The following is a 12,505-nucleotide window of genomic DNA, read 5'->3' on the forward strand; positions in this document are numbered from 1 at the left end:
CAGCGCCAGGTTCTAGCGAACTGGCACTGCCTCTAAGAATACCGAAAAGTCAGGCAGAGACCAAAAACAGCAAGTCACGGTTCGCGAGAGCCTTAGCGGACTCGTTTCACCCCACCAGCCTCAGTCCACCGCAGCTCAACACCACTAGAAAACTTCAAAGTCACACTACCATCAGCCTGCACAGTCTCATCAGTTACAGGGAAACCCAAGGTACTTGTATAGCCGTTATTAACCCAATACCAATAAAGCGCACCATGAGCAGCCACCTTACGAGTACCCGTAGCCGGTGACCAAACCAACCTAGTCTCCCAACCATTCTGCGCCCTAAACACCTGCTGCGCTCCCCCAGGAATACCCTGTTCATCCGTTAGAGGGAACCCCAGAGTGGTAGCATGCCCTAAATCTACCCAGCGGCTAAAAATAGCACCCTTTCCGTTCATCGTCCGTGTTCCGGTAGTAGGCGACCAGTAGAAACGAGTTTCTTTCCCGTTGAGGCGGAAAGTCTGACGCGCCCCATACGCGTAAGCGCTCTCATCCTCACTGGGGAAACCGTAGGTGCCAGTGCCACCCTCACGGGTAAAACGTCCACCGATACCACCGGCCTCCCACACCACATGGGTACGATGATGCTCAGGAGTCCAATAGAAAGCAAACCGACGCCCATCAGCAAGGGCAAACTTCTGCATGGCTCCACCGGCAATAGCAGTCTCAGCAAAAACCGGGTACCCGTACCCGTTCTCATAACCACCAGCTCGGTACCTTGCACCAATACCACCTGAGAAATAAACAGGGTAGGCCCCGGTCCGCGGGGTCCAGTAGATAGTGTAGTTTTTTGCAAAGGTCTGGCCTACACCACCATCGCGCAGGGGAAATTCAGCACTGGTAGGCGTTCCAAAAGTGGCAGCTGCTCCGTGGGCGTAGTAGTAGGCACCGATAGCGCCGATGAGAGCGTACGGGGAACTTGCAGGACGCTGGGGAAGAGCGTTATCAAGAATGGATGCGAAGTTATAGTTGTAGTGGGTAGTAGCTGGCAAAATTGTGAGCTGTGCATTATTGAAGCCAGCTGATTTATACACGCGATACCCGTCCTGAGCAGCGCCTAAAGCTGACCAGGTTGATGGCCAGGTAACGCCTTTGCCATCCAACTCACCTACATACCAGCGAAGCGAAAAGTTCTTTGCCACGGAGGAAGGCCACGTCTGCATACCGTTGCTGTTACCGCCACCAACCATGATGGATCCGCCACCGCTACGCCATGAATCTTGCCGGTCCGCTAATAGTTCAAAACCGGTGATTTCGGCGCCACCTGAATAGCCAATAGTCCAGACATTAGACCGGTCAATACCGGCTGACTCGATAAAGTTCTGGGCGAAAGCACGGAACCAGTCACCGTTGTAGTTCATCGACTGCCACCAGGTTATGCCGTCGCCTGAAGCGTCTTTATCAGGTGAGATAACAGGAACAAAGACCATGTTCCGTTGGTTAGCTACCCGAGCCATCGCAGTTAAATCCGCATTGTTAGGGAAATAGACTTTGGACTGATCTGAAGTCCAGTAGTCACCATCAAGGTAGAAAACCACTCCTACCGGCCGTGACCAGTCAATATTGTTGGCATAGACGTGGTATTGAGAGCTTGTACCGTAAGCAGAAAAGGTAGCGAAGGTCCGATTCGTAGTTACGGCTTGTGCTTCTGATATTGGTGCAAGGCTTAAAGCGCTAACAGCCAGACCAGTCGTTACAAAGGCAGTGGTTACTTTCTTAAGACGAGAGAGAGAGAGAGAGAGAGAACAAAATGGTTACCTCTAGTAGTGTGTTTATATGGTATTTCTAGGCTTCTTCGATAAACCTAGCACCTACCGTCAAGAAACTCTCGATACAAGTTGTCAGACACGTACAGAGATTCAAAGGTCTCCCAAGTTTTCTCAGCGGCATGGCGGGCTACCATCTGGTGGGAGCACTCCCCCATGGCCTTGCGCTCTTCAGCGGGCAAGCTCAAGATATCAGCTAGCCGAGCAGCCAGCTCAACGGTATCGCCCGGTGTAAAAAGGTAACCGTTGTTTCCCGGATCCACCAGGTGAGGCAGAGCCAGGGCGTTAGCTAACACCACCGGCTTTGAGGCGCTCATAGCCTCTAGGGTCACGAGCGACTGAAGCTCAGCTGTACCGGGCTGGCAGAACACGTCGGCGCGCAGGTAGCCCGCGCGAAGTTCCTCATCGGACACATACCCCAAGAAACGCACCCGGTCAGCCACACCGCATTCTGCGGCCTTGACCTGCAAGTCAGAAAGAATCTCGCCGGTTCCAGCAATCTCAAGCACAGTTTTTTGCCGCAGCTCAGCATGAAGAAGCGAAAAACCCTCAATGAGCACATCGATATTCTTCTCAACGGCCAGGCGCCCGGCAAAGAAAATCGTTAGCTCATCAGCAGCTTTCTCGACTACTTCACCCGGAGCAAGCTCATAGTCAGAGCTCTGAATACCGTTAGATACCGGCATCACCGGGCGACGGAACTTACCGGCGCTTTCCATGGCGTCCGCACCGATTTGGGTGGGAGTGGTGACTACGGCAGCCCGGTTGAGAACCCGGCGCATATCAACCCACGACGCCTTAACCACCAGCTCATTACCAGCCTTACCGAACGGTAAGAAGGGGGTGATGTTTTCGGGCATCACGTGGTTGGTAGCGATAACTCTCACACCGCGTTTAGCACCTACACGAGCTAAAACTCGGCCAATGATGTAGTGGCACTGAATATGAATCACATCGGGCTGAATCTCTTGCACCAGGCGGTCTGCCTCGGCGTAAATTTCCCAGGGGAAGTTCAGGCGCATGTAGGGGTGGGTAATTACCTTGTGCGAGCGCATGCGGTGCTCGACGATGCCGTCTACCGTGTGACGGCTGGTGACGCCTTTTTCCTGCTTGGGTGCCATCACATGTACGGTATGGCCGCGTTCGGCCAGAGCGTGAGCAAGACGGGATGAGAACTGAGCGGCCCCATTGATATCGGGCGGGTAAGTATCGGCGCCAATGAGGACGGTCAGGGGCTGATCAGCCATGCAGGGGCCCTTTCGAGGTCTCTTTGTTCAGTGTCACACTGACCTTACAGGGTTTTCGGTAGCTCTGCATCAGCCCGGCGGCGGATTCGACGGGGCTCACAGGCGTCCGCGCCCCTACTGGTCCAAAAAGCCAGGCCCGCTCCGGCGGTTCTGCCGGGGCGGGCCTGGGTGCAAGGACGCTTGTGCCGCCTCATCTGAGGCAGGGCAGGGTCTTACTTGCGGCGGCTAATGAGCTTGCCGAGGAAGACGAAGAAGGCTCCCAGGGAAGCTGCCAGGGTTGCGAAGGACTTCCAGTGGGCCTGCAGGGTCTCGGGGTTCGAGGCGTTTGCGGCCAGCTTCTTGCCACCGTCAACGGCGGTTGCAGGAGCGTTCTTTGCGGAGGTCTTGGCGTTCTGCACCAGGCCCTGGGCACCGGCCTGCACGTCGCGTGAGTAGGTCTCGATGTCGTCGCGCAGGGTCTTGAGGTGCTCGCGGCGCTGCTTGGTGCGCTGCAGGAGCTGTTCCTTGCTGGGGGCGGGGGTAGCAGGTGCCTGCTGCTCGCCGCCGTCCTTCTTCTCCTCTGACTTCTGCTCGGCCTTCTTGGCTTCTGCCTTCTCAGCCTGCTCGCGCTTGAGGCGCTTGGAGGTCATGGCGGAGCCTTCCTTCAGCACGCCCAGGTCGTAGAGCAGACCAAAGATAGCTGATTCAGGCTTGAAGGGCAGCTGGGCCTTGATCATCTTGAAGCCGACCAGACCGGCAATGCCGGCAAGGAGCAGGAAGAGCACGAACAGAACCAGAGCTGCCGCCCAGTTAGGCATGATGGAGGCCAGGCCAACGTAGGCCAGGATGACCAGGGCGATAGCCATGAAGAGAGCAAAGACCAGGGCTATTGCGGCAACCGCGGCGCCCTTGCCCAGGGCGATGCCCTTTTCTTTGACCTCAATCTTGGCGATCTGGATTTCATCTTTGAGCTGCTTAGGGGCCAGGTTGGTGAGCACCTTGCCTGCGTCAGCCACGTTCGTAACGCTAGCTTTGATGTTATTGAAGCCGGCGCGCAGACCCTGGGCTCGGCGTGAGCCGTTCAGGTCGTTGGGAGTGGTCATGTGCCACCTCTCTATGTGTCGATAAGCGTGCTTGCGTATTACGTGTACCAAATAGTAAGTTTACCGGCTTTTAAGGGCTTGTGGCGACTGCGCCCCCGATTTGTGATGCGATTATTGGTTCTTAGCCTTGCGCTGTTTCGAGATGGGTCAGTGCAACCGCAAGATGCATTCGGACGCCGGTGATGAGGGCTTCATCATTAGCGTAGAAACGCGGTGAGTGGTTGGGAGCAAAACCGCGTCCGCCGTCCACAGGTTCTGGCATTGCACCCGAGCCGAACTTCACGTCCTGCACACCGAGCAGGGCGTACATACCGGTGTACCGGTTAATGAACTCAGAGACGTCGTCGTATCCCAGTGACGCTGGCGCTGCAAAGACATGATCCGGGTCTGCCGCTGCGCTTTCCAAAGCAGGGCGCAAGGCTTCAACCGTTTCAGGCGCATTCACCACAGCCGGAATTTGCTGTAAGAACTCGACAGTAGCGGTACAGTCGTAGGCTTCTGCGATGTGGGTAGCGGTACGGGCAATCTTGGTGTTGACGGCGTCTATCAGTCCGTCTTTGAGACAGCGCACGGTGCCCCAGAGGGTTACTTTTTCGCCGATGATGTTGAAACGCCCCTGGTCTTCAACATGGCCAATGGAAATAGTAAACGCATCTTTGGCATCTATCTGGCGGTAGATTTGCCCCATGGCGCTGATGATGTCTGCAGCCGCTGGCATCGGATCTCGCCCCGCCCACGGCGATGAGCCGTGCACCTGTTCACCGTGCACGGTTATCTTGACCATTTCAGATGAAGCGTGCTGCACGCCCGAGGCCCACCCCACATAGCCGCTTGGTGCAGGAATCACATGCATACCAAAGGCCAGAGTTGGCTGGGGGTCAAGTGAGTCAAAGGCCGCGTCAGTCAACATGTGGGCAGCTCCGCCTTCTTCTTCCACAGGGGCCCCCTCTTCTGCTGGCTGGAAGACGAAGTAGATGGTTCCGGCAAGTTCCTCTCGGTGCTCTGCGAAGGTACGCGCTGCACCCAAAAGCATGGCGACGTGGCAGTCGTGACCACAGGCGTGGGCAACGGGAAAAGGGCCACCGGGGTAGTTTTCATCTACTTCTTCAGAGGCATAGGGCAGGCCGGTTTCTTCTTTGACAGGCAGGCCGTCCATGTCCGCCCGTAAGAGAACAGCCTTTTCTGAGTGGGTACTTCCTCGCAGGGTAGCGATGATTCCGGTTCCGCCGATGTTTTGCTGTATGTCAGTATCTGCGAAGCCCATATCTTTGAGGCATTCAACGATGTAGGCCGCTGTTTTTGTCTCGCGGTTTGAAAGTTCGGGGTGCTGGTGAAGGTGGTGACGCCAGGCGATGATGTCTTTCTCGTTTCGAGCAGCGGTGGCGTAGAGGTCGTTTAGAAGTTGCTGGTCAGACATTTCCTATTCCTTTATCTATGAACTATGCAACAGTTCACATGCTACGCCTCTTCGCGCGAAGCCACCAGCCTTAGTTGCTAGAAGGCAAGACTTTAGCAAGTGTGGCACTGTTTCCCAAATGTGGCAGTGGTGCCGCCACATTTGGGGACCAGTGCCACAGATAGAGAGCGTAAGCATACAAAAAAGCCCGGCCATAAGACCGGGCTGTTTATTTGCTCCCCCGACTGGACTCGAACCAGTAACCCTTCGATTAACAGTCGAATGCTCTGCCAATTGAGCTACGGGGGAATGTTGTTTGCTTTGTTTCCATCGCTGCAACGAGTAATAACTTTACACGGGGTTTTCACCCCGTGCAAATCAAGATGGGGTTAACTACATCACATCTTAGTCTTGGCCTTGCATTTTGCTGCGGCGGCGGAGTTCGAGGGTGAGGAGTTGCTGTTGAATTTCTCGGTAGGCTTGGGCGTCGCTCTGGGGTGAGAGGCGTTGGAGCTGCATGAGCAGATCTGATTTTTGTCGGGTGATTTCTTGTTCGAAGAGTCGGTTGAGGATGTCTTGTGAGTAGCGCACCAGTTGCTCGTCGGTGCGGGCTGGGATGGGGGCGACGGTGAGTTCTGCGATGAGCGCGTGGACGGGTTCGGGGGCATAGGCTCGCACAGTGTTGACCCAGGTGGCTCCGGGCTCAGGGGCGATGGTGGAAGCAGCTCCAATGATGCCCTGGGCGATGCCGCTGTGGGCCCGGTAGCGGCAGTGCACGGTGGCTAGTTCTTGCCACTGTTCGAGGGAGAGGTACTGGGGGTATTGCAGCACGATTTCGAGGGCTTCACGCTCGGTGCGCGCTGCGGGGTCGCGTAGGTCAGGTAGCTCGTAGGGGTCTTCTACGGGGGCGGGGGTCTCTTCTGTGGCGGCGCGGGCGGCTCGTTCGGCTTCTGCAGCCTCTGCCCTTTGGCTGGCGGACGCCTGCGGGTTAGCTGCCGCTGCACTGACGGCCCGCTGCACTTCGGCGGCGTCTAGTCCTAACTGCCCTGAAACTTGCCGTACGTAGGCTGGCCGCAGGGCGGCGTCCTTGATTCCGGCGATAATGGGGGCGATGGCGCGCATGCCGCGCACTCGCCCTTCAAGGGTGCCGAGGTCGTAGTTGGCGAGGGTGGCGTCGATGGCGAATTCGAAGAGCGGACGCCGGGAGGCGATGAGGGAGCGCACGGCGGCGTCCCCGCGGGCTAGGCGCAGGTCGCAGGGATCCATGCCGTCTTTGGCAACGGCGACGAAGGTTTGAGCAACGAAGCGCTGGTCTTCTGAGAAGGCAGCGAGGGCGGCTTTTTGACCGGCGGCATCGCCGTCGAAGGTGAAGATAACTTCACCACCGGTGCCGTCATCGGAGATCAGGCGACGCACGATTTTGATGTGGTCGGTGCCGAAGGCGGTGCCGCAGGTGGCGACGGCGGTGTCGATGCCGGCCAGCTGGGCTGCCATGACGTCGGTGTAGCCCTCGACAACCACAATCTGCTTCTTCTTGGCGATAGGGCGTTTGGCCAGGTCAAGCCCGTAGAGGACCTGTGATTTTTTATAGAGGGCGGTTTCGGGGGTGTTGAGATATTTGGGCCCCTGGTCGTCGTCGAAGAGGCGGCGAGCGCCGAAGCCGATGGTTTCACCGGTGATGTTGCGGATGGGCCAGATAATGCGCCCGCGGAACCGGTCGTAGAGGCCCCGCTGCCCTTCTGAGAACATACCGGTTTCACGGAGTTCCTCGGTAGTAAAGCCCTTGTTCATGAGGTATTTGAGCAGGTTATCCCAGCCGCGCGGGGCAAAGCCAACCCCGAATTTTTGGGTGGCTGCGGGGTCGAAGCCACGGGCGCCGAGAAACTTTTGGGCTTCAACGGCGGCAGGGGTGTAGAGGTTTTTTTGGAAGAACTCCGCTGCGATCTTGTGGGCATCGAGCAGGCGCTGGCGGCGTCCTACCTCTTCGCGGCTCATGCCGCTACCCTGCTCGTAGTGCAGTTCGTAGCCGATACGGGCGGCGAGTTTTTCGACGGTTTCGGTGAAGGAGGTGTGGTCCATTTCCATGAGGAAGCTGATCACATCGCCCGATTCGCCGCAGCCGAAGCAGTGGTAGGTGCCCATCTGGGGGCGCACGTGGAAGCTCGGGGTGCGTTCATCGTGGAAGGGGCACAGGCCCTTGAAAGAGCCGATACCGGCGGATTTGAGGGTTACGTACCCTTCGATGATTTCGCGGATGTCGGTGCGGGAGCGCACCTCGTCAATGTCTTCTCGTTTGATTAAGCCTGCCACGGGTTCAATTCTAGTCGGGGGCGTCAAGCCGGGGGCTCGGGAGTTTTATGCCTTGTGGGCACCAATATGTTTAGCTGTAGAGATCGTCATCGAGTGGCCCCGGGCGGGTGCGCCCCAGCCCGAAGGATTCCGGTGAGAGCGCGATTAACAGGGTCACGATGAAGGAGCCTACGCCCACAAGCCACAGGCCGGTCAGTGACCCGGCGAGCAAGCCGATGAGCAGGCTCGCCAGCGCCGCCATAAAGATCTGTTTGAAGGATTTCTTGTATCTCATGTGTCACGTCCTTAGCAGTGTGTATCTACCACAGCGGTTTGTCTCCAACCGCCCAGTGGGTTCCTGTGATTCGTTTGAAGAGGGCGACCGCGGAGCGGTCGGTCAGGCAGGCGACCTGGTCAATTACCAGGCGCAGACGGGCAGTATCGTCATTGCGACCCAGCTCCTGTAGGTCGGCGGCAAAGACCGGGTCGAGGTAGTTGGGGTTATCAAAGAGGGCGTGCACCAGGAATTCAAGAATCTCCTGCTGGTTCCCCTCGGTTGTCTGTGCGGCTGCCGCATCGCGGGGAGCCATCACAAATGCCGTGGCTATACCCTTGAGCACGGCGATTTCGTGCTCGGTTTCTTCGGGCACCACCAGCTGGGCCTGGTAGCGGGTGAGCGGTTCGTCCCCGTAGACGTCGCGGGTTGCCAGCATGGCGCTGGCAGCAAAACGCCCAATGAGTTTAGAGGTAAGGGCCTTGAACGCCGCCATGGACGAGCGGGTCCCCGTCATATTGGGCACCCAGCGGTTGAGGTTCTCTAAGCGGGTTAGGGCTTTGTCGAGGGTGGCGTCCTCGACCCCGGGCAGGTACCAGAGCCGGGTTTTGTCGAAAACCTGCTGGCGGGCGTCCGCCTTTTTCAGGTCATCGAGCTGCACGTGACCACCGAAGACGGCGTCCTCAACGTCGTGCACGGAGTAGGAGATATCGTCGGCGAGGTCCATGACCTGGGCTTCCAGGCATTTTTGGGTGGGGGCAGCCCCGGCTTCAGCGGCCCCGGCGCGGAGCCATTCGAAGACGGGCAGGTCGTCGGTGTAGACGCCAAATTTGCGGTTGGGTTTGCCGTCGGTTCGGGCGGGGGCGTTGGCGCGGGTCCAGGGGTACTTGCAGGTTGCGTCCAAGGACGCCCGGGTCAGGTTTAGCCCGGCAGAACCGCCGTCGTGCCTAATCACCTTGGGTTCAAGGCGGGTGAGCAGGCGCAGGGTCTGGGCGTTACCCTCAAACCCACCGGCGTCCGCCGCTAGCCGGTCGAGGGCGGTTTCACCGTTGTGCCCAAAGGGCGGGTGGCCGAGGTCGTGGGAGAGGCAGGCGGTATCGACCACATCGGGGTCGCAGCCCAGCATGCGCCCCAGCTCGCGGCCAATCTGGGCAACTTCGAGGGAGTGGGTCAGGCGGGTACGCACGAAGTCGTCGGTATCGGGGTCAACCACCTGGGTTTTGGCACCGAGACGGCGCAGGGCCGCGGAATGCAACACACGGGCCCGGTCGCGTTCAAAGGGCGAGCGGTAGACAAACTTGTGATGTTCGGGAACCCAGCGTTCGGCGTCCGCTGCGCTATAGCCGGGGGTGGGGGCCTGTTCGGGGGTGAAGGTGCTGCTCATGGATCTCGTCTTTTCTCTACCGGTTCAATCTAGGCCTGGGATTCCAGTTTAGAGGTCATCACCCTGGTCGAGGCCGTATTCGGCGGGCCAGGTGACCTCGCCTGAGATGGGTGGGAAGTCAGGGGTGAGGTTGATCAGTTGCAGGGCTTCAGCTAGGGTGGCGGGCTCGATACCGTCGATGATGGCGCGCACCCCGTGGCGGGCTGCCGGCACGAAATCGAAGCGGCTGTAGTAGGTGGGTTCTCCGAGCACCAGCAGGCTGGTGGGTGCATTGCTGATCTGGGCGGACGCGCGTGCGCGTGCCAGCGCTTCAAAGGTAAGGGCGGTACCCACTCCCCTGCCCTGGTAATCAGGGTGGACGGCCAGCGGCGCAAGAGCATAGGCAGGCCAGGAGCCTACCCAGCAACGGCTGATGAGAACATAGCCGACGAGGGCACCGGTGGTGGCGTCACGGGCGGTGAGGGAGATTCCCGGCTCCCAGGCATTGGGGTTGCCGCGCAGGGCTTCCACCAGATCAGCTTCATAGCTGGTATCAAAGGCTGCCAGGAGCACATCGCGGATCTCTGCGGTATCGGCCGGGGTTTCGGGGCTGAGGGTGTGGGTTCTCATGCCTTTAAGTCTAGAGGGTAGGCCCAAGCTGAGGCAGGGCGCCCCTCGCCTACCTCCCTGACCTGCGGCGGGAAGGCGGGCGCGTCCGTCCGGGCGTGCGCCGCGAACCCACCGTCTACAAGAATCGCGCAGCGCCCACACACGGCGTGGGCACTGCGCGATTCTGGTAAGCACTGTTTACTGGGGTAGAGGCTTCATGGATGCAAGGACGCGGTCAGGCAGCATGTGCACACGCGGCGACAGGTCTTGCGGTGGGTAAGTAGAATCAATGCATTCACGCCAGTACTCGACGTGCTTTTCATCTAACCAGTGCTCAGACTCAGTAACTTTCTGTTCCAAGCCTGCCTCACCGCGCACCGAGTACCAGTAAAGGTAATCGACGCCGTCAATCGTTTCAGCAAAGATTGTCTCAACATACATGTGCTCAGGCTCTAGCGTCTCTTTGACAGCCTCCATGTTCTCGTTGAGGAAAAACATCCACTCATCAACCTTGCGCCGTTTGCCAGGTTTAACCCGAAACCGCGTCAGTTCAATCTGCATACCATGATTCTATCCAGTGTGTTCTTAGCTCCAGGGCTATCTCTTCATCCGCGAGTGTACGTTATACCGTTCCCTCCGCCAGGCACTTAGCGTCCACAAGAATCGCGCAGGGCCCACCAGCGTCGTGGGCACTGCGCGATTCTGGTAAGCACTCAATGTAACCTATGGTTTGTGCCCCCTACTGGAAGGTACAGTCGTCTTCTATGAACGAGAAGTACGTACCCAACTACGGCGATCTGGAGCGTTTTCAGTATGAAAGGCTGATCCGCACCAAGTCCAGGGCCTATCAGATAGCCTGCTGGCAGGGCTACCTCGGCACCCACGACTTCTTCCTGGGCAATAACCTCAGAGGTTGGGCCACGCTCCTCCTCGCCATGGCAGCAGTTCCCCTGCTCGTCTACGAGTGGATACTCGGGCTTCTCCTACTGATTTTCGTCATCGGCCTCAACATCACGGCGGTGCGGGCCATCGCCGCATCAGACCCAAACAGCGACATCTACGGCGAAGAGTGCGGAGCTGTCTTTCATAGCCTCCATATGATGAGCCCCTTCTCCATCATGTGGGACATGAACCTGTGGAAGGGCAAAACTCCCACCGACCCTCCACCGCCCGACATGGACTAGTCGGGCCCGGGCGTCCGCTCCCCTAACCGCCGCTGATATCCAGTTCAGCATCCACCAGACCCAGACGCTCGGCGTCCCCCAGGACGCGGGAGTTCAGCCAGCCGTCGGGTAGGTGAGGCTTCTTGGGGTTGCCAGCTCGGCCACGGGGTCCCTCAACAGCGGCACCGGGGTAGCCGATGGAGTGATCCAGTTCGGCCAGGTACTCGCGGAAGGCCTCAAGGGTGGGCACGGTAGACATCTTGGCGCGCAGTTTGCCGCCCACCGGGTAGCCGTGGAAGTACCAGGCCACATGCTTGCGGATCTCGCGCAGGCCTCGGGTCTCATCCCCAAAGGTCTCAACTAGCAGTTCCGCGTGGCGATAAATCATATCCGCCACCTCAGAAACAGAGGGGCGGTGGCGCTCTTCCGAGCCCTCGAAAGCGTTCTGAAGGTCGCCAAAGAGCCAGGGGCGGCCCTGGCAGCCGCGACCAACCACAATGCCGTCCACCCCGGTCTGTTCAACCATGGCGATGGCGTCCTCGGCCGAGAAAATATCGCCGTTGCCCAGAATTGGCACGTCGGGGATAGCTTCGCGCAGGCGGGCGATGGAGTCCCAGTCAGCCTTACCCGAGTAGTGCTGGGCGGCGGTGCGGCCGTGCAGGGCGATAGCTGCAACCCCGGCGTCGCGGGCGATTTTGGCTGATTCTAGGTAGGTCAGGTGGTCCTCGTCGATGCCCTTACGCATCTTGATAGTCAGGGGCACGTCCCCGCGGGAGGCCTCGCGCACGGCGGTCTGGACGATAGCGGTAAAGAGGTCGGTCTTCCAAGGCAGGGCTGAGCCGCCACCCAGCTTGGTCACCTTGGGCACGGGGCAACCGAAGTTCAGGTCAATATGGTCGGCGCGGTCTTCTTCGACCACCATGCGGATTGCCTTACCCACGTTGACGGCGTCCACCCCGTAAATCTGAATGGAGCGGATTTTTTCGTCGCCGTCATGGTCAATAATGCGCAGGGACTCGGGGTTGCGCTCCGCCAGGGAGCGCGCTGTGACCATCTCGGTCACGTACAGCCCGCCACCGTAGTCGCGGCAGAGCCGGCGGAAGGCCTTGTTAGTAACGCCAGCCATGGGTGCCAGCACCACGGGGGTGTCAATGGTGTGCTTACCCAGTTGCAGGGGAGGCAGTTTCAGCTGCTTAGCGCGGGCCGGGGTCTGGCCGGTCTCTAAAGTCTCTTCTGTCATAACCTTCCAATTCTGGCACAAACGGCCCCGGTGC

Annotated in this window: 11 protein-coding genes and 1 tRNA gene; 1 reads left to right on the plus strand and 11 read right to left on the minus strand. The window is 58.8% G+C overall.

Annotated features, from left to right (window positions below):
* Window positions 1-92 precede the first annotated feature (92 nt).
* The 10 genes from L7A20_RS02370 to L7A20_RS02415 form a co-directional block, all read right to left on the minus strand.
* Window positions 93-1,580 carry an LGFP repeat-containing protein gene (locus L7A20_RS02370; RefSeq protein WP_237222281.1) on the minus strand — a complete coding sequence of 496 codons (1,488 nt, stop codon included), beginning with the start codon at window positions 1,578-1,580 and terminating at the stop codon, window positions 93-95.
* 266 nt (window positions 1,581-1,846) lie between these two features.
* Window positions 1,847-3,055: a glycosyltransferase gene (locus L7A20_RS02375; protein WP_237222282.1), complete on the minus strand. Its 1,209-nt coding sequence runs from the start codon at window positions 3,053-3,055 to the stop codon at window positions 1,847-1,849.
* Between the two features lie 212 nt (window positions 3,056-3,267).
* Window positions 3,268-4,137, minus strand: a complete 870-nt coding sequence (locus L7A20_RS02380; RefSeq protein ID WP_237222283.1) for a phage holin family protein — start codon at window positions 4,135-4,137, stop codon at window positions 3,268-3,270.
* A 121-nt stretch (window positions 4,138-4,258) separates the two neighbouring features.
* Entirely contained in the window at window positions 4,259-5,554 is a 1,296-nt protein-coding gene (locus L7A20_RS02385) for a M20 metallopeptidase family protein (RefSeq protein ID WP_237222284.1), read from the minus strand.
* 215 nt (window positions 5,555-5,769) lie between these two features.
* Window positions 5,770-5,842, minus strand: a tRNA-Asn gene (locus tag L7A20_RS02390).
* Between the two features lie 96 nt (window positions 5,843-5,938).
* The gene (dnaG, locus tag L7A20_RS02395) at window positions 5,939-7,843 is read right to left on the minus strand and encodes a DNA primase (RefSeq protein ID WP_237222285.1); all 1,905 of its coding nucleotides are present in this window, start codon (window positions 7,841-7,843) and stop codon (window positions 5,939-5,941) included.
* Between the two features lie 70 nt (window positions 7,844-7,913).
* Entirely contained in the window at window positions 7,914-8,117 is a 204-nt protein-coding gene (locus tag L7A20_RS02400; RefSeq protein ID WP_237198463.1) for a hypothetical protein, read from the minus strand.
* 25 nt (window positions 8,118-8,142) lie between these two features.
* Window positions 8,143-9,480, minus strand: coding sequence for a deoxyguanosinetriphosphate triphosphohydrolase (locus tag L7A20_RS02405; RefSeq protein WP_237198462.1), 1,338 nt, complete (start codon window positions 9,478-9,480; stop codon window positions 8,143-8,145).
* A 48-nt stretch (window positions 9,481-9,528) separates the two neighbouring features.
* Window positions 9,529-10,089, minus strand: a complete 561-nt coding sequence (locus L7A20_RS02410) for a GNAT family N-acetyltransferase (protein ID WP_237222286.1) — start codon at window positions 10,087-10,089, stop codon at window positions 9,529-9,531.
* A gap of 177 nt (window positions 10,090-10,266) precedes the next feature.
* Window positions 10,267-10,629 carry a DUF6176 family protein gene (locus tag L7A20_RS02415; protein WP_237198459.1) on the minus strand — a complete coding sequence of 121 codons (363 nt, stop codon included), beginning with the start codon at window positions 10,627-10,629 and terminating at the stop codon, window positions 10,267-10,269.
* Window positions 10,630-10,832: 203 nt separating this feature from the next.
* Between L7A20_RS02415 and L7A20_RS02420 the strand changes: the two genes are divergently transcribed.
* A complete protein-coding gene (locus L7A20_RS02420; RefSeq protein WP_237222287.1) occupies window positions 10,833-11,252 on the plus strand; it encodes a hypothetical protein in 420 nt (139 codons plus the stop codon).
* 22 nt (window positions 11,253-11,274) lie between these two features.
* Here the strand turns inward: L7A20_RS02420 and dusB are convergent, their stop codons facing one another.
* Window positions 11,275-12,471 carry a tRNA dihydrouridine synthase DusB gene (gene dusB / locus L7A20_RS02425; RefSeq protein ID WP_237222288.1) on the minus strand — a complete coding sequence of 399 codons (1,197 nt, stop codon included), beginning with the start codon at window positions 12,469-12,471 and terminating at the stop codon, window positions 11,275-11,277.
* Between the last annotated feature and the right edge of the window lie 34 nt (window positions 12,472-12,505).

Source organism: Rothia nasimurium, assembly GCF_928381415.1.
GTDB classification, from domain to species: Bacteria; Actinomycetota; Actinomycetes; order Actinomycetales; family Micrococcaceae; genus Rothia; species Rothia nasimurium_H.

Excerpts from the sequence above, each read along its gene's own strand:
- L7A20_RS02375 (WP_237222282.1), bottom strand. The coding sequence starts at position 3,055 with ATGGCTGATCAGCCCCTGACCGTCCTCATTGGCGCCGATACTTACCCG.
- L7A20_RS02380 (WP_237222283.1), bottom strand. The coding sequence starts at position 4,137 with ATGACCACTCCCAACGACCTGAACGGCTCACGCCGAGCCCAGGGTCTG.
- L7A20_RS02385 (WP_237222284.1), bottom strand. The coding sequence starts at position 5,554 with ATGTCTGACCAGCAACTTCTAAACGACCTCTACGCCACCGCTGCTCGA.
- L7A20_RS02400 (WP_237198463.1), bottom strand. The coding sequence starts at position 8,117 with ATGAGATACAAGAAATCCTTCAAACAGATCTTTATGGCGGCGCTGGCG.
- L7A20_RS02405 (WP_237198462.1), bottom strand. The coding sequence starts at position 9,480 with ATGAGCAGCACCTTCACCCCCGAACAGGCCCCCACCCCCGGCTATAGC.
- L7A20_RS02410 (WP_237222286.1), bottom strand. The coding sequence starts at position 10,089 with ATGAGAACCCACACCCTCAGCCCCGAAACCCCGGCCGATACCGCAGAG.
- L7A20_RS02415 (WP_237198459.1), bottom strand. The coding sequence starts at position 10,629 with ATGCAGATTGAACTGACGCGGTTTCGGGTTAAACCTGGCAAACGGCGC.
- L7A20_RS02420 (WP_237222287.1), top strand. The coding sequence starts at position 10,833 with ATGAACGAGAAGTACGTACCCAACTACGGCGATCTGGAGCGTTTTCAG.
- dusB (WP_237222288.1), bottom strand. The coding sequence starts at position 12,471 with ATGACAGAAGAGACTTTAGAGACCGGCCAGACCCCGGCCCGCGCTAAG.